The following is an 18,398-nucleotide window of genomic DNA, read 5'->3' as shown; positions in this document are numbered from 1 at the left end:
ATTTCACTTTCCCTGGCCCGTCCGGTCGGGCCCCGGCCGTCGGGGGGGTGCCGGGTCGTCGTCCGACCGGTCGAACGCGGCGTCAACTCGACCGCTCCGGCGGGCCGTCGGCCCGATCGCGGGGCTGCTCCGGCGCGCCATGCTGTCGGACGGTCAGCGTCCGGCCGGTCCGGCGGTCGGGCGGGTCCGGGAGGCGAGGAGGCCGGATGGCGGTCCGGAGCGGGGACGTGGCGGGGGAGCAGGCCGGGCGGGAGCGGCCGGGGACGGGCGGCGTCGACCGGCTGAAGGCGGACTCGGTCGGCCTGGTCGGCGTGGTGTTCATGGCACTCGCCACCGCCGCCCCGATCACCGCGATGACGGGCAACCTGCCGATCATCGTCGGGCAGGGCAACGGCGCCGGCGCGCCCGCCGCGTACATCGTGGCGACCGTGGTGCTGACGGTGTTCTCGGTCGGGTACGTGGCGATGGCCCGGCACATCACCGCGGCCGGCGCGTTCTACGGCTACGTCTCGCACGGGCTGGGCCGGGTGGTCGGGATGGCCTCGGGGCTGCTCGCGGTGCTGGCGTACGTCGTCACCGAGGCCTCGGCCCTCGGCTTCTTCGCGTACTCGCTGCGCGGACTGGTCCGTTCGCAGCTGGGGGTGGACCTGGGCTGGGGCTGGTACGCGCTGTTCGGGGCGACGGTGATCGGGGTGATGGCCTGGTTCGACCTGCACCTGACGGCCAAGGTGCTCGGGGTCGCGCTGGTGCTGGAGATCGGGGTGCTGGGGGCGGTCTCGTTCGCGGTGCTGTTCTCCGGCGGCGGGCCGGACGGGATCGTGGTCGAGGCCGTGAACCCGCTGAACGCGCTGAGGGGGGTGGGTGGTTCGGGCGCGGCGGCGGCCGGGCTCGGCCTGTTCTTCGCGTTCTGGTCCTGGGTGGGATTCGAGTCCACCGCGATGTACGGCGAGGAGTCCCGCGACCCCAAGCGGGTGGTGCCGCGGGCGACGCTGGTGTCGGTGATCGGTGTCGGGCTGCTCTACGTCTTCGTGTCCTGGATGATCGTGTCCGGCAACGGCGTCGGGCGGGCGGTCGCGGTGGCGAGCGGCGCCGTGCCGGGCAAGGACGGCAACAGCCTGTTCTTCGACCCGCTCGGCGCGCACCTGGGGGCCTGGGCGGTGAAGGTCTTCCAATGGCTGGTCGTCACCGGCTCGTTCGCCTGCGCGATGGCCTTCCACCAGTGCGCGGCCCGGTACCTGTACGCGATCGGCCGGGAGGGGCTGCTGCACCCGGCGCTCGGCCGCACCCATGCGCGGCACGGTTCGCCGCACGTCGCCTCGGTGGTGCAGTCGGTGATCGCGGTGGGGCTGGTGGCGGGGTTCCTGGCGGCCGGGATGGACCCGTACGTGCACCTGTACACGCTGCTGGCGCTGCTCGGGACGATGGCGATCCTGGTCGTGCAGACGCTCTGCTCCTTCGCCGTGGTCGGGTACTTCCACGTGCGGGGGCGGCACCCGGAGACCGCGCACTGGTTCCGGACGCTGGTCGCACCGCTGGTGGGTGGGGTGGCGATGGCCGGGGTGGTGGTGCTGCTGGGGCTCAACAAGGACGCCGCGGCCGGGGCGGCGGCGCACACGCTGCTGTTCCGGCTGATCCCGTACCTGGTGATCGGGGTGTTCGCGGGCGGGGTCGGGCTGGCGCTGGCGGTGCGCCGTTGGCGGCCGGAGCTGTACGCGCGGATCGGGCGGGTGGTGCTGGAGGACGCGGTCGAGCGGTGACCGGGCGGGTGGTGCCGAGGGCGCGGTCGAGCGGTGACCGGCCGGCGCTCGCGGTGCGCCGGGTTCAGCGCCGGTGGACCGGCAGGCCGTTCTGGGCGGCGGCCAGCAGCGCGTGCATCCGGTGGCCGAAGTCCTCGGTGTCCCTGGCCGGTTCGGGGAAGACCAGGCGGACGTCGCGGTGGCCGTGCGGGTGGTCCAGGCGCAGCACCAGGCCGTAGCGGTCCAGGGCGAGCGGGCGGACCTCGGGGTCGTGGGTGAGCACGGCCGGGTCGAGCAGCCGGGTCAGGACGTCGAGCGCCTCGGCGTGGTCGTCGGCGAAGTGGGTGAGCAGCGCGGCCTCGTGCCGGGCCAGCGGGTCGGGGCCGGCGAGCGCGAGGTCGGCGGCGGTGATCGCGCCGGTGCCGTACGGGGTGGCGAGTACGGCGTGGGCGACGTCCACCCGCAGGTGCACGCCGAGGCCGTCGTCGGCGAGGTGGGCCAGGTGGAGCCGGCCGGCCAGGGTGAGGCGGGCGCGGACCCGGTCGCGGACGGCGACGGGGGCGATGTCGGTGACGTCGAGGACGACGGCGAGACCGTCGGCGGCGCCGATGGCGGCCGTGGTGAGCGGGTCGTCCAGGGCGGTGCGCAGGCGAAGCCGGGAGCCGTGCACGGAGACAGGGGTGTTCAGGTGGTGGTGCTCGCCGAGGGCGCGGACGGTGAGCGAGGAGGTCGTGCTGAGCAGGCTGTGGATCCGTTCGGCGGTGGTGGGCTCGGGGACCTCGGTGTCGCCGGTGGGCAGGCTCATGGACGGACCTCCAGTTAGTTAGGTGAGCCTAACCTAATGTGCAGGTGGGGGTGTGGCAAGCAGGCCGCCGGACGGGCGAGGGGCCCGGACGCGACAGCGGCGTCCGGGCCCCACGGTGCGGCGGTGCGTCAGCCGACGACGGCCTGGGCGTCGATCTCGACCAGCATCGGCTCCTGCGGCAGCTCGACGAAGACGGTGGTGCGGCACGGCTTCACGCCGCCGGGCTTGATGTTCTCGTCGATGAACTCGGCGTAGACCTCGTTCATCAGCGGGAAGTCGGCGCGCTTGGTCAGGTAGACGCGGAACATCACCACGTCCTCGACGGTGGCGCCGCCGGCCTCGACGATGGCCTTGACGTTCTCCAGGGTGCGGCGGGTCTGCGCCTTCACGTCGCCGTGGTGCAGGTACTCGCCGGTGGCCGGGTCCTGCGGGCCCTGGCCGGAGACCTGGAGGATCGGACCCTTGCGGACGCCCTGGGAGAACATCCAGGCGGGAGCGGGGGCGCCGTCGGTGCGGATCTCGGTCTTCTCGCCGTTCCGGAGGTGCTCGGAGGTCATGGGATTCGGATTCCTTAACTGTGTCGACGGTTCGTCAGTTGTGGTCGGGGCGGCCGCAGTCGGCCGAGACGGCGCGGGTGGTGGCGAGCAGCTGCGGGAGCAGGTCCAGCACCTGCTCGTACGGCAGGACGACGTCCGGGACGGAGATCGAGGCGGCGGCCACCACCCGGCCGCTGGCGTCCCGGACGGGTGCGGCCACGCAGTTGATGAAGGCCTCGTGCTCGGCGTGGTCCTGCGCCCAGCCCTGGGCGGCGACCTTCTCCAGCTCGGCGAGCAGCGCCTCGGGGGTGGTCAGGGTGCGCGCGGTGTGCGGGGTGAAGTCGATCCCGGCCACCACCCGGCGCCGCTCGGGCAGCGGCAGGTCGGCGAGCAGCACCTTGGAGACGGCGGCGCTGTGCAGGGCGGCGCGCAGGCCGATCCGGGAGTACATCCGCACCGGGTGGCGGGAGTCGAACTTGTCGATGTAGACCACCTCGCCGCCCTCGTAGGCGGCCAGGTGCACGGTCTGGCCGGTCGCGGCGTTCAGCTCGGCCAGGTGCGGGGCGGCGATCCGGCGCACGCCGCGCTGCTCCAGGGCCAGGCCGGAGAGTGCGAAGAGGCCGGCGCCCAGGTGGTAGCGGTAGCTCGCGTCGCGATAGACGAATCGTTCCTCTTCGAGGCTCTGGAGCAGTCGGAGGACGGTCGTCTTGTGGACGCCGAGCACCTCGGCGAGCTGGTCGAGGGAACGCTCGCCCTCGCCGAGCTCGGCGAGGATGCGCAGGGCGCGGGTGACGGTCTGACTCATCGTGCTCCGCTTCGAGGGCCGGGGTTCCCGCTCATTGTGCCCGGGCCCGGTCGGCGGACGGCGGCGGTCCGGCGGACGGTGTGCGGTCGGCGGGGCGCGCGCCGTCGGTGGGCAGGGCCGGGCCGGTGATGCCCTCCGCGGTGACCCGGGTGGCGGCCCACTGGGCGGGCGAGGCGTCGAGCAGCGCGGCCACCACGGCGGCGTCCGGCAGCTCGGCCTGGTCGCCGTGGGCGGTCAGCGCGCAGGCGGCGCTCAGGTGGCCGAGCCGCAGTCGGCGCCGCTGGTCCAGGCCCCGGACGGTGCCGGCCAGGTAGCCGGCCGCGAAGGCGTCGCCCGCGCCGGTCGCCTCGACCACCTCGACCGCGAGGGCCGGCTCGGTGACCGCCGTTCCGTCCCGTTCCAGGGCGGTCACCTGGCGGGCGGCGTCCTTGACCACGAGGGTGGCCGGGGCGGGGAAGCGGCGGCGCAGGGCGGCCGGGTCGCCGGTGCCGAAGGCGGCCTCGGCCTCGTCGGCGCCGAGCAGCAGCAGGTCGGCGGCGTCCAGCAGCGGCGGCAGCACGGCCGGGTCGCGCTCGCGCCAGAGCGAGGGGCGCCAGTTGAGGTCGAAGCTGACCAGGCGGTGCGGGCGGCGGTCGGCGAGCAGGGCGCGCAGCAGGGCGAGGCAGTCGTCGGAGAGTGCGGCGGTGATCCCGGACAGGTGGAGCAGCCGGGCGCCGGCCAGCAGGGCGGCGGTGGCCGGGTCGGCGAGCAGGCCGGGGGAGAGCGCGGCGGCCGCGGAGCCGCGCCGGTGGTAGTGCAGCCGGCTGCGGCCGGGCCCGAGGTCGTGACGGTCGCCGGTGCTTCCTCCGACCTCCTTGAGGTAGAGGCCGGTCGGGCGGTGCGGGTCGACCGCGACCGCCGAGACGTCCACGCCGCGGGCGGCCACCTCGGCGAGCAGCCGCCGGCCGAAGCCGTCGTCGCCGACCCGGCTGATCCAGGCGGTCGGCACGCCGTGGGCGGCCAGTGCGCCCGCCACGTTGGACTCCGCTCCGCCGACCGAGAGCCGGAAGCTCTCCACCGACTCCAGCGGGCCCGGGCGGTCCGGCAGCAGGACGGCCATCGACTCGCCCACGCACACGGCCGTCGGGGGAGGGCCGGGGCGGGTCGGGCCCTGGGTGTCCTGTCGCGGCATGTGCGGGGCTCCTCGTCTGCGGCCGTTCCGTCGAGAGCGGGCCCACCGGGCCGACTCCGCTGCGTGCGAGCGTGTGAGTGCCGCGTCGTCCGAGAGCGCTCACGTGAGCCGACCCCGTTGACCGGGAGTCGGGTCCGTTGACCTTGATCCGGCGCCGATGCTAGAACCGTGTTGCCAGCATGTGCAACCCTCGTTGCGCATGTTGCAACCTGTGCGGATGGAGGAACACGGTGGAGCAGACCTTCGCAAGCAGTGTCACCGGACCGGGCATCGCCCGTGGCGCGGTGGCCGCCCTGGCCGACGAACCGCTCGACTGGCGGTTCAAAGCCGCTCCACCGCAGTCGTGGGGCCGCAGCACCCGGGAATGGCTCGCCACCGGCCCCACCCTCTCCTCGCTCGGCACCCCGATGCTCACCCTCGACGGCGCCGCCGTCGACCACAACGTCCGCACCATGGCCGACTGGTGCGCCAAGGCGGGCGTCGCGCTCGCCCCGCACGGCAAGACCACCATGGCGCCCGCCCTCTGGCAGGCGCAGCTCGACGCCGGCAGCCACGGCATCACCCTCGCCAACCTGCCCCAGGTGCGGGTCGCCCGGGCCTTCGGGGTGCAGCGCATCCTGCTCGCCAACACCCTGCTCGACCCGGCCGGCCTCGCCTGGCTCGCCGACGAGCTCGCCGCCGACCCGGACTTCGCCTTCCTGTCCTGGGTCGACTCCACCGAGAGCGTCCGGCTGATGGACGAGGCGCTGCGCGCCGCCGGCGCCGAGCGGCCGGTCGAGGTGCTGGTCGAGCTCGGCGGCCCCGGCGGACGGACCGGCGCCCGCGGCGTGGACGCCGCCGTCGAGGTCGCCGCCGCCGTGCTGCGCGCCCCCACGCTGCGCCTGGCGGGCGTCGGCGGGTACGAGGGCGCGATCGCGCACGACGCCTCGGCCGAGGGGCTGGCCGCCGTCCGTCGCTACCTGCGGGAGCTGGGCGACCTGCACGGCCGGCTGGCGAGCGCCTACCCGGACGGCACCCGGCCGGTGGTCTCGGCCGGCGGCAGCGCCTACTTCGACCTGGTGGTCGAGGAACTGGCGGACCTGCCGGAGGCGTTCACGGTGCTGCGCTCGGGCGCGTACATCGCCCACGACGACGGCTTCTACCGCGGCATCTCGCCGCTCGCCCGGGACGGTGGGCGGACGCCGTTCCGCGGTGCGCTGCACGGCTGGGCCCGGGTGGTTTCCCGGCCCGAGCCGCAGCTCGCGCTGCTGGACGCCGGCAAGCGCGACCTGCCCTTCGACGAGGGCCTGCCCGAGCCGCAACGGGTGCGCGGCGGAGTGGAGTTGACCGGAACGGCGGCGCTGATCACCGCGCTCAACGACCAGCACGCCTTCCTGCGCGACGCGGGCGACCTCGCGCCGATCGGCGCGGTGCTGCGGCTGGGCGTCTCGCACCCGTGCACGGCCTTCGACAAGTGGACGGCGATCCCGGTGCTGGACTCCGCGGACGCGGCCGAGCCGAAGGTCACCGGCCTGGTCAGGACGTTCTTCTGATGCCCGGGGAGAGAACGGCCGCCAGGGGTGGGCGGGACGGCGGCGGCGCGACCGTCTTCCGGGGCGCCACCGTGGTGGACGGCACCGGCGCGGAGAGGTACCGGGCCGACGTCCGGATCGCCGACGGTCTGATCACCGAGATCGGCGAGGGCCTCGACGCGCCCGACCGGGTGGACGCCGACGGCCTGGTGCTGGCCCCCGGCTTCATCGACATGCACGCCCACTCCGACCTCGCCCTGCTGCTCGAACCCGAGCACCCGGCCAAGGTCACCCAGGGCGTCACCTGCGAGGTCCTCGGCCAGGACGGCCTGTCCTACGCCCCGGTGGACGACGTCACGCTGCCCGCGCTGCGCCGCCAGACAGCGGGTTGGAACGGCGATCCGGACGGCTTCGACTGGGACTGGCGGGACGTCGCCGGCTACCTGGACCGGATCGACCGCACCGCAACGGCGGTCAACGCCTGCTACCTCGTCCCGCACGGAACGCTGCGGATGCTCGCCATGGGCTGGGCCGACCGTCCGCCCACCCCGGGCGAACTCGACCGGATGAGGCAGGTGCTGGCGAAGAGCCTGCTGGACGGCGCGGTCGGCATGTCCAGCGGCCTCAGCTACACCCCCGGAATGTACGCCGACACCGCCGAGCTGATCGAGCTGTGCACCGTCGTCGCGGCCTACGGCGGCTTCCACGCCCCGCACCAACGCTCGTACGGCGCCGGGGCGTTGGAGGGCTACGCGGAGATGGTGGAGATCGCCCGGCGGAGCGGCTGCGCGCTGCACCTGACCCACGCCACGATGAACTTCGGGGTCAACCGGGGCCGGGCCGGCGAGCTGCTGGAGCTTCTCGACCGGGCGCTCGCCGACGGCGTCGACCTCACCCTGGACAGCTACCCCTACCTGCCCGGATCCACCACCCTGGCCGCCCTGCTGCCTAGTTGGGCCACCGAGGGCGGCCCGGCCGCGACGCTGGCGCGGCTCGCCGACCCCGCGCAGTGCGCGAGGATCCGGTACGAGGTGGAGGAGAAGGGCAGCGACGGCTGCCACGGCGTGGTCACCGACTGGACGACGATCCAGATCTCCGGCGTCCGCTCGGCCGCGCTCGACGGCGCGGTCGGCCGCACCGTCGCCGAACTGGCCGAGGAGGAGGAACGGACCGGCACCGAGGTGTTCCTGGACCTGCTGCGCCGGGACGAACTGTCCACCACGATCCTCCAGCACGTCGGGCACGAGGAGAACGTCCGGGCCATCATGCGCCACCCCGCCCACACCGTCGGCAGCGACGGACTGCTGGTCGGGGCCCGGCCGCACCCGCGGGCCTGGGGCACCTTCCCCCGCTACCTCGGCCACTACAGCCGGGAGTTGGGTGTGCTGACGCTGGAGGAGACGATCGCCCGGATGACCGGCCGCCCGGCCGCCCGGCTGGGGCTGGACCGGCGCGGCCGGATCGCCCCCGGCCACCACGCCGACCTGGTGCTCCTCGACCCCGGGAAGGTCCGGGACGCCGCCACCTTCGAGCGCCCCCGGCTGCCCGCCGAGGGCATCGAGTACGTGTACGTCAACGGCACCGCCGTCGTCCGGCAGGGTCGCACCACCGGCGCCCGGCCCGGGCGCGCCCTGCGCCGCACCGATCGAGGAACCCTGGCCATATGACCGAGCTCTCCGCCCCGACCGATCTCCCTGCTTCGACCGACCCCTCCGTCCTGCGTGACCGCTCCTTCCCACGCGACCTCTCCTTCCTGCGCGACGACCCGGTGATCGCGGTGGTCCGCGCACCCCGGATCCCGGATGCCGCCGCGCTCTGCGCCGCCCTCGCCGAGGGAGGCATCAACCTCACCGAATTCACCTGCACCACACCACATGTGACGGATCATCTGCTGAAGGCGTCGAAGGCCGGCTGGCGGGTCGGCCTCGGGACGGTACTGACCGCGGAGCAGGCCCGGCGCGGGGTCGAGGCGGGGGCGGCCTTCCTGGTCACCCCCGGCTGCCGGCCCGAGGTCGCCGAGGCGGCGGCCGCCGCCGGGGTGCCGGTGGTGCTCGGGGCGCTCACCCCGACCGAGGTCGCGCACGCGGTGGACCTCGGCGCCGCCGCCGTCAAGATCTTCCCGGCCCGGGCGTTCGGCCCCGGCTACTTCAAGGACCTGCGCGGCCCCTATCCCGACGTGCCGCTGGTGGCCTCCGGCGGGGTGAGTGCGGGCAACGCCGCCGAGTTCCTGGCGCACGGCGCGCTCGCGGTCTGCGCGGGGACGGACGTGGTGCCGCCGGACGTGGTCGCGGCGGGGGACTGGGCGGAGATCACCCGGCGGGCCCGGGCGTTCACGTCGGCCTGCGCGGCGGCGGCCTCGTAGGGGGCGCCGTCGCCGCGGGTCCCGTGAAGAAGGCGGCGCGAATGCGGGCCCCGTGAAGAAGGCGGTGGCGGGGCGAGGCGGGCTGTCGGGACGGCCGGGATTGGACGAGAATCGGGGGCACCCGGCTCGGCCCCGGCCGAGCCCGTCCCGGCTCAGCCCCGCCCGGCCAGACCCGGGCCCCCGGACCCCGGCAGGAGGAACCACCCATGACCTCGACCCGCCCCGGCCCCGACTGGCTCGCCGACGCCGTGCTGTACCAGATCTACCCGCAGAGCTTCGCCGACTCCGACGGCGACGGCATCGGCGACTTCGCCGGCATCGCCGGGCACCTGGACCACCTCGCCTGGCTCGGCATCGACACCGTCTGGCTCAACCCCTGCTTCGCCTCGCCGTTCCGCGACGCCGGGTACGACGTCACCGACTACCTCGCCCCCGCCCCGCGCTACGGCGGCACCGATGACCTGGTGGCCCTGGTCGAGGCCGCCCGCCGCAGGGGAATCCGGGTCCTGCTGGACCTGGTGGCCGGGCACACCTCCGACCGCCACCCCTGGTTCCTGGCCTCCGCCGAGGACCCGGCCGACCACCGCTACATCTGGTCCGACCGCCCGGTGGACGGCTTCGTGGCCTCGCCCGGCAGCCGCCCCGGCTGGTACCTGCCGAACTTCTTCGACTGTCAGCCGGCGCTCAACTTCGGCTACGCGCGCAGCAGTTCGGAGGAGCCCTGGCGGCAGGCGGTGGACGCGGACGGCCCGCGCGCCAACCGGGCGGCGCTGCGCGCGATCATGGCGCACTGGCTCGGCCTCGGGGTGTCCGGCTTCCGGGTGGACATGGCGTACTCGCTGGTCAAGGACGACCCGGGCAAGGCGGAGACCGCCAAGCTCTGGACCGAGCTGCGCGACTGGCTGGACCGCGGCCACCCCGAGGCCGCCCTGCTCGCCGAGTGGGGCGACCCGGCCGCCGCCGTCGCGGCGGGCTTCCACGCGGACTTCTTCCTGCACTTCGGCGGGGAGGACCACGGCCTGCCGCTGCGCTCGCTCTGGAACAACAACGGCGGGACGGTCGAGGAGTTCTGGCACCAGGAGGCCTGCTACTTCGAGGCAGAGGGCCGCGGCACCCCACAGCCCTTCCTGGACGCCTGGCGCTCGGCGGCCGAACTCACCGAGGGCGGCGGGCACATCGTGCTGCCCACCGCCAACCACGACTTCTCCCGCCTGGCCACCGGCCCGCGCGGCGCGGATCAACTCGCCCCGGCCTTCGCCTTCCTGCTCACCTGGCCCACCCTCCCGGCCGTCTACTACGGCGACGAGATCGGTATGCGCTACCTGCCGGGCCTGCCCGACACCGAGGGCAGCGTGCTCGGCCCGCGGTTCAACCGGGCCGGCTCGCGCACCCCGATGCAGTGGACGCCCGGCCCGACCGCGGGCTTCTCCAGCGCCCCGCCCGAGCGGCTGTACCTGCCGGTGGACCCGGACCCGCACCGCCCGGACGTGCTCTCCCAGCGCGCCGACCCGACCTCGCTGCTGCACACCGTGCGGCGGCTGATCGCACTGCGCCGGGCGCACCCGGGGCTGGGCGCGACCGGCGGGCTGGAGGTCCGCCACGCCGGCTACCCGCTGGTGTACACCCGGGCCGGGCGGTACCTGGTGGCGGTCAACCCGGGCCGGGAGCCGGCGTCCGTTCGGCTGCCGGGCCTGCCGGAGGGTGGCCGGTGGGCGCGGGGCGTCCGGCCGCTGGAGGTGCAGGGCGTGCGGCTGGTGGACGGGGAGCTGCGGGCGGACGGGTTCTCGTACGGGGTGTTCGAGCTGGGCTGACGGTCGCCCCGGGCAGGGCCGGTCGTCGGCCGGTCGCCGGCCGGTCGCCGGCCGGTCGCCGGTCGGTCGGTGTCCGGTCGGCTGACGGCCGCCCCGGCCAGGCTTCCGAATGATGTCGGATAGTTGCAAGCTACATCGATAGATGGTTGCATTTACCACCTGCATTGGTTGCATTTCCCACCTTCTCGTCACCGAGAGACACCACCGGAGGACGGTACGAACGCCATGAGCACACCCCGGAACCCCGCCGCAGCGCCCACCCTGGGGCACTCGCTCAAGCACCTGGCCACCCACCTGATCACCCCGCTGCTGATGTGCCTGGGCATGGCGCTCGCCTACCAGGGCGCCTTCCACCAGCCCGAGCCGCACCACCTCAAGGTGGCCGTGGTCGGCACCACGCCGCAGGCGCAGGGCCTGGCGCAGGCGATCCAGGGCAAGGCCGGGGACGCGCTCGACGTCCGCACCGTGGACGACCGGGCCGCCGCCGAGCAGCAACTGCGCGACCGGGACCTGGTGGGCGCCTTCGTCCCGGACGGCAAGAGCCCCGAACTGATCGTCGCCAAGGGCAACTCGGACACCTCCGTGGTGGCTGCCACCGCCGTGTTCACCAACGTCACCGACAGGCAGGGCGTGCCGCTGCACGTGACCGACCTGACCACCCCGGCCAAGGGCGACCCGACCGGACAGGGCCTGTTCTTCCTGCTGGTCGCGCTGAGCATCGGCTCCTACGCCAGCGTCGCGGCGATCGGCGCGGCCGGCGCGGGGCTGAGCGTGAAGATCCGGGCACTGGTCGGAGTGGCCGTCTCGCTGGTGGTCAGCGTGATCGGGATCGTCACCGCGGGGCCGGTCTTCCACGTGGTCGACCACGACTACGCGGCGATCTGGGCGCTCGGCTGGCTCTACTCGGCGGGCATCGTGCTGATCGGCATCGGCCTGCACAGCTTCCTGAAGAAGTGGACCACGCTGGCCCTGATGGTGCTGTTCGTGATGCTGAACTTCACCTCCTCCGGCGGCATCTACCGGCCCGAACTGCAGAACGGGTTCTTCGGTGGCCTGCACGGCTTCTGGACGGGCGCGGGCTTCCTGGAGGGCGCGCGCAGCATCATGTACTTCGACGGCGGCGCGGGCCTCGGCGGGCACGTCGTGACCCTGCTGGTCTGGCTGCTGCTCGGCGGGGCCGCCCTGGTGGCCGCAGCCATGTACGAGGGGCGTGGACGCCGTCCGGTGGAGGCGCCGCAGGAGGCCGAGGAGGAGATGGAGGAGACGGTCGCGGTCTGACCGGACTCCCCGGAGAGACTCCACCCGGCGCCACGGGCATCGGCAGCGGGTGGGAACGGGGCGGCCCGCGCCCGGCTCTGGACAAGCCGGACGCGGGCCTCGGCGCGTCCCGGGGAGGGGGCGCGCCCGGGGCGTGGCGCGCCTAGCGGTAGGCCGCCTGCCCGGTGAGCGCCTGGCCGACCACCAGCGTGTGGATCTCGCTGGTGCCCTCGTAGGTCAGCACCGACTCCAGGTTGTTGGCGTGCCGGATCGGCGAGTACTCCAGCGAGATGCCGTTGGCCCCGAGGACCGTGCGGCACTCGCGGGCGATCGCCAGCGCCTCCCGCACGTTGTTGAGCTTGCCGACGCTGACCTGCTCGGGACGCAGCCGCCCGCCGTCCTTGAGCCGGCCGAGGTGGACGGCCAGCAGTGCGGAGTTGCCGAGCGCGAGCGCCATGTCGGCGAACTTGCGCTGGGTCGGCTGGAAACCGCTGATCGGCCGGTCGAACTGGACCCGCGAGTCCGCGTACCGCAGCGCCGCCTGGAGCGAGTCCCGGCCCGCACCGACCGCGCCGAACAGGATGCCGAACCGCGCCTCGTTCAGGCAGGACAGCGGGCCGCGCAGCCCCTTCGCGCCCGGCAGTCGGGCCTCGGCGGGCAGCCGGACGCCGTCCAGGTGCATCCCGAGCAGGCCCAACGCGCCGAGTTCGGGGGCGAGTTCGCGGGCGAAGTGGGCGTTGTCGGACCACTCCGGCAGGTGCGGGCGGACCCGGTCGGCGAGGAACCGGGCGACGGCGGCCTGGATCTCGCGCTCCTCCTCGGCGAGGAGGGTGGCGAAGTCGATCAGGTCGAGCGGGTCGGACATGGCGGTGCCGGTGCCGTGCGGGGTGCTCATGGGCGGTCCTCGAAGTCCTGGTCGTGCGGGGGAGGGTTGTGCGGCGGCCGGTCGTGCGGAGGCTGCTCGTAGGGAGACCCGCCGTGCGGCGGCCGGTCGTGCGGGGTGTCCAGCCAGGCGGTGAGTTCGGCGGTGTGCTCGCCGAGCCGGGGCGGGGGCAGCTGGTAGCGGGGCGGGGTGCGGGAGAGGCCGATCGGGTTGGCGACCAGGTCCAGCGGGCGGCCGTCCGGGCCGGGCAGCGGCGCCCGGGGCCGCAGGCCGAGCGAGTCGGCGAGGTCGAAGGCCTCGGCCAGGTCGTTGACCGGGCCGCAGGGCACGCCGAGCGGGGTGAGCACCGCGAACCACTCGGCGGCGGTGCGGCGTTCGAGCCGGTCGGTGAGCTCGCGGGCCAGCACGGTGACGTGCGCGACCCGGTCGGAGTTGGTGGCGAAGCGGGGGTCGTCGGCCAGTTCGGGGGCGCCCACGCCCCGGCAGAGCGCGGCGAACTGCCGGTCGTTGCCGACCGCGACGACCAGCGGGCGGTCGGCGGCGGTGAACATCTCGTAGGGGGCGATGGACGGGTGGCGGTTGCCGAGGATGCCCGGCACCGCGCCGGCCAGGGTGTAGCCGGCGGACTGGTTGACCAGGCCGGAGAGCAGCGTGGAGAGCAGGTTCAGCTCCACCAGCTGGCCCCGGCCGGTGGTCTCGCGCTCGCGCAGTGCGGCCAGCACGCCGACCGCCGCGTGCAGCCCGGTCAGCACGTCCACCAGTGCGACGCCGGTCTTCACCGGTTCGCCGGGGGCCGGGCCGGTCACCGACATCAGTCCGCCGACGGCCTGCACCAGCAGGTCGTAGCCGGGCAGTTCGGCGCCCTTGCCGGGGCCGAAGCCGGTGATCGAGCAGTAGACGAGCCGCGGGTTGAGGGTCTGGGCGCGGTCCGGGCCGAGGCCGTGGCGGGCCATCGTGCCGGGGCGGAAGTTCTCCACCAGCACGTCGGCGCGGCGGACGAGTTCGACGGCGCGGGCGTGGTCGGCCGGTTCGCGCAGGTCGAGGGTGAGGGAGCGCTTGTTGCGGTTGACGGAGAGGAAGTAGGTGGCCTCGCCCTGGGCGTGCGGCGGGCCCCAGGTGCGGGTGTCGTCGCCGGTGCCGGGCTGCTCGACCTTGATCACGTCGGCGCCGAGGTCGGCCAGCAGCATGGTCAGGTAGGGCGCGGCGAGCACCCGGCCGAAGTCGGCGACCAGGATGCCGTCCAGCGGGAGTCCGGTCATGCCCGCCCCCGGGCCGGTTCGGCGGACGTGGCCCCGGGCGCGGCCGTCGCGTCGCCCGAGGGGGCGTCGCCGCGCAGGTGCGGGCGGGCCAGCAGGAGGTAGAGGCCGCCGGCCGCGAGCACGACCACCGCCGAGAGCAGCACCAGGTAGTTGTCGTACCAGGCGGCGTCCGGGGTGCGGCCCCAGCAGATGTTGACGATCGCGGCGAGGCCGTAGACCAGCGCGCCGATGTTCACCGCCAGGCCCCAGCGGCCGAGCCGGAAGTCCCCGCTCGGGCGCCAGCCGCGCAGCCGGGCCCGCAGGGCGGCCAGCACCACCATCTGGAAGGCCAGGTAGATGCCGATGCTGGAGAAGGAGATGATCTTCGTGAGGGCGCCCTCGGAGAGCACCGAGGCACCCACGATGATCACACCGGGCAGCGCCGCGGCGAGCAGCAGCGCGTACGGCGGTACCCGCAGCCGGTCCGAGACGGTGGCCAGCAGCCGGCTGCCCACGATCATCCGGTCCCGGGCGAAGGAGTAGGCGAGCCGGCTCGCCGCCGCCTGGAGGCTGAGCACGCAGGACAGGAAGGAGATCAGCACCACGCCGATCACCACCCGGGCGCCGACCGCGCCGAAGGCGTCGTGCAGCACCTTGGCGACCGGATCCTTGTCGTCGCCGGAGACCACCGCGCCGATGTCCTGGATCGACATCACCAGGGCCAGGCTGACCCCGATCGCCGCAGCGCCGCCCACGTAGATGGTGCGCCGCATCGACTTGGGGATCTGTCGACCCGGGGCCGGCACCTCCTCGGCGACGTCGCCGCAGGCCTCGAAGCCGAAGAACAGGAAGACCGCGATCAGACCGGCGGCCAGGAAGGCGTCGGCGTAGTCGCCGTCGCCGCCCGCGCCGAAGCGGTCGAGGACCACGCCGAGGCCGTGGTAGCGGTGCGTCAGCAGCAGCCAGGCGCCGACCGCCAGGGCGCCGAGCAACTCGGCGGCGAAGCCGAACACGGCCGCCGCCGACAGCACCCGGGTGCCGCCGAGGTTGATCACGGTGGCGAGCGCCAGCAGGCCCAGTGCGCACCAGACGGTCGTCGCGGTGCTCGGCTCGACGCCCAGCAGGGCGGCCACGTACGGGCCGGCGCCGTAGGAGACGGCCGCGATGGTGGACATCAGTGCCAGCAGGTAGGTCCAGCCGGTCAGCCAGCCCCAGGTGCGGCCCCAGAGCCGGCGCGCCCACGGGTACACCCCGCCGGCCACCGGGAACTGGGCGACCACCTCGCTGAACACCAGGGCCACCAGCAGCTGGCCGAGGCCCGCGATCAGGAAGCTCCAGACCATCGGCGGCCCGGCGGTCCGAAGTGAGGTGGCGAAGAGTGTGTACACGCCAACGACGGGGGAGAGATAGGTGAAGCCGAGCGAGAAGTTCGCCCAGAGGCTCATGTCGCGCTTGAACTCGGAGGTGTAGCCGAGGGCGGCCAGCCGTTCGGCGTCCGGGTCGGGGGAGTGGACGGTGGCACGTGCACTGGCATCGGTCATGACCTGCTCCTGGGAACGTGTCGTGATGCGTGGGGGAGCACTGCGGGGTGCGGCTCGGGCCGAGGTTGCGGGAAAACATACGAGATTGAGTTTCTAGGGGCAAGGGTGCGCGTCGGACCTGGAGGTACCCTGCGGGAAACATCCGGTCGGGCAGTGATCGGGCGAGGGTCCGGCGGCGATCGGGCAGTGATCGGGCGGCGATCCGGCGGCGATCCGGCGAGGATCCGGTGACGGCGATCGGGGAGGGGAGCGGCGTGACGACCATCGGCAGTGCGACCCCGCTGCTCAGTGCCGTCCTCGCGCCGCTCGCCGACCTCGGCCGCGCCGACGCGGTGGCCCGCCGGATCACCGAGGCGATCGCCCTCGGACTGGTCGCCGACGGGGACCAGCTGCCCAGCGAGAACGACCTGGCCGACCAGCTCGGCGTCGCCAACGGCACCGTCCGCGAGGCCCTCGCCCTGCTCCGCGAGGCCGGACTGATCGAGACCCGGCGCGGCCGCAACGGCGGCAGCTTCGTCCGCACCCCCGCCGAGGGCTCCGAACACCTGCAGCTCGCCCGGCTGCGCGACCTCGCCACCGTCGACCTGCGCGACCTCGGCGACGAGGAGCTGGCCGTCTTCGGCACCGCCGCCCGGCTCGCCGCCGAGCGCGCCCCGGCCGACCTCGGCCCCCGGCTCACCCGACTGGTGCACGACCTGCGCGACGCCGCCGGGCCCGCCGAGCAGCGCCGCGCCGACGCCCGCTTCCACATCGAACTCGCCGTCGCCGCGCAGTCGGTGCGGCTCACCCAGCTCGCCGTCCGGCTCCAGGCCGAACTGGGCCCGCTGCTCTGGCTGCCCGCCCCGCACGGGCCGGACCAGGAGCGCTTCGCCGAGCAGCACCGGGAGATCCTGGTCGCCGTGCTGGCCGGCGACGCGGCCGGCGCCCGGGCCGCCGCCGAGACGCACGCCGTGGCCTGCGTGCACCATCTGGTCCGGCGGCACCTGGAGTTGGCGGACGACGGCTGAGTCGGGGCCGCGCCACCGTTCCCGGATCCCTCCCTCGCCGCCGGAGCCGTCATGACCAGCGCGTTCAGCACCACCCTGCCCGTGGCCCGATCCGCCGGTGTGCCGGTTGCCGGTGAGTCCGCCGCCGGCGGGCCCGTCCTGGGCGAGCCCGCCGCCGGTGACCCTGCCGCCGTCGAGCGGTGCGCCCGGCGGATCGCCGCCGCCGTCGACGCGGTGCTCGCCGAACTGGACGGCCTGCGGGCGGTCGCGGCGGGCTGCTGGGCCCGGGCGGCCGCCGAGGGGCGCCGGCCCGCCGCGGCCGAACTCGCCGTGGTGCACGGGGTCGTGGGCGAGCTGCTGGCGCGGCCCGGCTCGCGCTGGTTCGGCTGCGGAGCGGTCGTGGCACCCGGCGCGCTCGCCGACGCCGACCTGCACGTGGAGTGGTGGTACCGCGGTGCGCGCGGGGCGGGGGAGCGGCGGTTGCGGCTTGCGCTCGACCCGGCGGACGCCGAGTTCTACGACTACCGGGCGCTGCCCTGGTTCGCCCGGCCCCGGGACGAGGGGCGGGCCGCGGTGGCCGGGCCGCAGGTCGACCTGCTCTGTGCCGACCGGTACGTGCTGTGCTGCGCCCGGCCGGTGGTCGTTCCGGGCGCGGGCTTCGTCGGGGTGGTGGCCGGGGACGTCCCGCTGGCCGCGCTGGAGCGGCTGCTGGTGCCCCCGCTGCGGGCGCTGTCCGGCGACGCGGCGCTGCTCGACGGCGAGGGCAGGGTGCTGGCCGCCACCACCCCGGCCCTGCCGGTGGGTTCGCTGGCGCGCGGACTGCTCGCGGACCCGGCGGCCGAGCGGGCCGGGGTGCCGTCCGCGGCGGTGGACTGGGCGGTGGTGCGCGGCTGACGGCGGCCGGAGATCTGTATGACCTACATTTGTGAAGGTATTACTCGTTCCGCTTCCCGCGGCCGGGCGGCGTGCTGAAGCAGCAGTCCCCGCAGAGCCCGGCACCCGGACCCACCCGGTAGTAGAGGCAGCAACTGTTCCGCCGGAACGCCGTGCCACCCGGCCCGGCGCGCAGGATGCCCGACCCGGCCAGCGGCGGACGGTCCAGCAGCTCCGCGGCCAACGCCCGTGCGGCGTCCGGCGCGTGGGCGTCCAGCACCCGCAGCGTCCCGGCCAGTGCGGAGGCGGCGTTGCCGAGCAGCAGACGGCGGGAGAGCGGAGCGGCGGCCCGGACGGCCTCCGCCAGCGGCGTCAACTGTCCCAGCAGGACGGCCTCGTGGAGCTGGTCGGCGAGCGAGCCGGCGTCCGGACGGGCGGGCTCCGGCGGTGCCCACAGGTCGAGCGGGCCCTGGTCCGGGATCCGCACCCAGGCGTGCTCCAAGGACGGGACCGTCCCCAGCAGGACCGCCGAGCCCAGCCCCACCGACCAGAAACGGGCGGCCAGCCCCAGGTGCAGGATCGAGGCGGCGACCCGGGGCTCCCCGGTGCCGAGCCGCTGCGCCACCACCCGCAGCCGCGCCGCCAACGGCGCGTCCGGTCCGGTGCCGTACAGCTCGGCCAGCGGCCGGAAGCCCTCGGGCGGCCGTCCGGCCGGCGAGGTGTCCAGCGCGAAGTACGGCCCGACGGCGGCCAGCCGGGCGTAGTCGGGCGAATGCCGGTCGGGCGCGGGGGTGAACGGGCCCGCCCCGGCAGGTGGGTTTAAACCCCGCGCGCCCGGGGGGGGGGGGGGGGGCCGGCGGGGGGGAGAGGGGGCGCCACGGGC

16 protein-coding genes are annotated in these 18,398 nt (G+C 74.7%); 8 read left to right on the top strand and 8 right to left on the bottom strand.

Translation table 11 applies throughout. The annotated features are described in order from the left end of the window. Positions 1-206 precede the first annotated feature (206 nt). Positions 207-1,757, top strand: a complete 1,551-nt coding sequence (locus ACFWJ4_RS21555) for an APC family permease (protein ID WP_380546095.1) — start codon at positions 207-209, stop codon at positions 1,755-1,757. Between the two features lie 64 nt (positions 1,758-1,821). On the opposite strand, the gene ACFWJ4_RS21550 is transcribed toward ACFWJ4_RS21555, so the two are convergent. The 4 genes from ACFWJ4_RS21550 to ACFWJ4_RS21535 form a co-directional block, all read right to left on the bottom strand. Further along, a complete protein-coding gene (locus ACFWJ4_RS21550; protein WP_380546093.1) occupies positions 1,822-2,541 on the bottom strand; it encodes a DUF2470 domain-containing protein in 720 nt (239 codons plus the stop codon). A gap of 128 nt (positions 2,542-2,669) precedes the next feature. Beyond that, positions 2,670-3,098 (bottom strand): RidA family protein, encoded by a 429-nt coding sequence (locus ACFWJ4_RS21545; protein WP_359907799.1) that lies wholly within the window; start codon positions 3,096-3,098, stop codon positions 2,670-2,672. Positions 3,099-3,132: 34 nt separating this feature from the next. After that, positions 3,133-3,882 carry an IclR family transcriptional regulator gene (locus ACFWJ4_RS21540; RefSeq protein ID WP_359907796.1) on the bottom strand — a complete coding sequence of 250 codons (750 nt, stop codon included), beginning with the start codon at positions 3,880-3,882 and terminating at the stop codon, positions 3,133-3,135. Between the two features lie 31 nt (positions 3,883-3,913). After that, positions 3,914-5,053, bottom strand: coding sequence for a sugar kinase (locus ACFWJ4_RS21535; protein ID WP_380546091.1), 1,140 nt, complete (start codon positions 5,051-5,053; stop codon positions 3,914-3,916). Between the two features lie 230 nt (positions 5,054-5,283). Here ACFWJ4_RS21535 and ACFWJ4_RS21530 point away from each other — a divergent pair, with 230 nt between their 5' ends. The 5 genes from ACFWJ4_RS21530 to ACFWJ4_RS21510 all read left to right on the top strand — a co-directional run bounded on the left by ACFWJ4_RS21530 (position 5,284) and on the right by ACFWJ4_RS21510 (position 12,015). Further along, positions 5,284-6,585 carry an amino acid deaminase gene (locus ACFWJ4_RS21530; protein WP_380546089.1) on the top strand — a complete coding sequence of 434 codons (1,302 nt, stop codon included), beginning with the start codon at positions 5,284-5,286 and terminating at the stop codon, positions 6,583-6,585. Continuing rightward, positions 6,585-8,231, top strand: coding sequence for an amidohydrolase family protein (locus tag ACFWJ4_RS21525; protein WP_380546087.1), 1,647 nt, complete (start codon positions 6,585-6,587; stop codon positions 8,229-8,231). Before ACFWJ4_RS21530 ends, ACFWJ4_RS21525 begins: the two co-directional genes overlap by 1 nt. Further along, positions 8,228-8,926 carry a bifunctional 4-hydroxy-2-oxoglutarate aldolase/2-dehydro-3-deoxy-phosphogluconate aldolase gene (locus ACFWJ4_RS21520; RefSeq protein WP_380546086.1) on the top strand — a complete coding sequence of 233 codons (699 nt, stop codon included), beginning with the start codon at positions 8,228-8,230 and terminating at the stop codon, positions 8,924-8,926. The genes ACFWJ4_RS21525 and ACFWJ4_RS21520 overlap by 4 nt, the downstream gene beginning before the upstream one ends. Positions 8,927-9,132: 206 nt before the next feature. Next, positions 9,133-10,737, top strand: a complete 1,605-nt coding sequence (locus tag ACFWJ4_RS21515; RefSeq protein ID WP_380546084.1) for an alpha-amylase family glycosyl hydrolase — start codon at positions 9,133-9,135, stop codon at positions 10,735-10,737. Between the two features lie 225 nt (positions 10,738-10,962). After that, the gene (locus ACFWJ4_RS21510; protein ID WP_380546082.1) at positions 10,963-12,015 is read left to right on the top strand and encodes a hypothetical protein; all 1,053 of its coding nucleotides are present in this window, start codon (positions 10,963-10,965) and stop codon (positions 12,013-12,015) included. Positions 12,016-12,157: 142 nt separating this feature from the next. Here ACFWJ4_RS21510 and ACFWJ4_RS21505 read toward each other — a convergent pair whose 3' ends face one another. From ACFWJ4_RS21505 to ACFWJ4_RS21495, 3 genes are read right to left on the bottom strand one after another with little or no spacing between them, the layout of a single operon-like run. Then, positions 12,158-12,859: an acyl-CoA dehydrogenase family protein gene (locus ACFWJ4_RS21505; protein WP_380546097.1), complete on the bottom strand. Its 702-nt coding sequence runs from the start codon at positions 12,857-12,859 to the stop codon at positions 12,158-12,160. Positions 12,860-12,885: 26 nt separating this feature from the next. Beyond that, a complete protein-coding gene (locus ACFWJ4_RS21500) occupies positions 12,886-14,136 on the bottom strand; it encodes a CaiB/BaiF CoA transferase family protein (protein ID WP_380546080.1) in 1,251 nt (416 codons plus the stop codon). Further along, a complete protein-coding gene (locus tag ACFWJ4_RS21495; RefSeq protein WP_380546078.1) occupies positions 14,133-15,656 on the bottom strand; it encodes an APC family permease in 1,524 nt (507 codons plus the stop codon). The genes ACFWJ4_RS21500 and ACFWJ4_RS21495 overlap by 4 nt, the downstream gene beginning before the upstream one ends. A gap of 254 nt (positions 15,657-15,910) precedes the next feature. Here ACFWJ4_RS21495 and ACFWJ4_RS21490 point away from each other — a divergent pair, with 254 nt between their 5' ends. Continuing rightward, on the top strand, positions 15,911-16,663 hold the full coding sequence (locus tag ACFWJ4_RS21490; protein WP_359907770.1) for an FCD domain-containing protein: 753 nt from the start codon (positions 15,911-15,913) through the stop codon (positions 16,661-16,663). Between the two features lie 51 nt (positions 16,664-16,714). After that, on the top strand, positions 16,715-17,536 hold the full coding sequence (locus ACFWJ4_RS21485; RefSeq protein WP_380546076.1) for a cache domain-containing protein: 822 nt from the start codon (positions 16,715-16,717) through the stop codon (positions 17,534-17,536). Positions 17,537-17,576: 40 nt separating this feature from the next. On the opposite strand, the gene ACFWJ4_RS21480 is transcribed toward ACFWJ4_RS21485, so the two are convergent. Then, a complete protein-coding gene (locus ACFWJ4_RS21480) occupies positions 17,577-18,161 on the bottom strand; it encodes a (2Fe-2S)-binding protein (RefSeq protein WP_380546074.1) in 585 nt (194 codons plus the stop codon). Between the last annotated feature and the right edge of the window lie 237 nt (positions 18,162-18,398).

This window comes from Kitasatospora sp. NPDC127067, assembly GCF_042724755.1.
In the GTDB taxonomy this organism is placed as follows: domain Bacteria; phylum Actinomycetota; class Actinomycetes; order Streptomycetales; family Streptomycetaceae; genus Kitasatospora; species Kitasatospora lactacystinica.
Note: the sequence above shows the minus strand (reverse complement) of the source record. Positions and strands in the feature narration are given on the sequence as shown.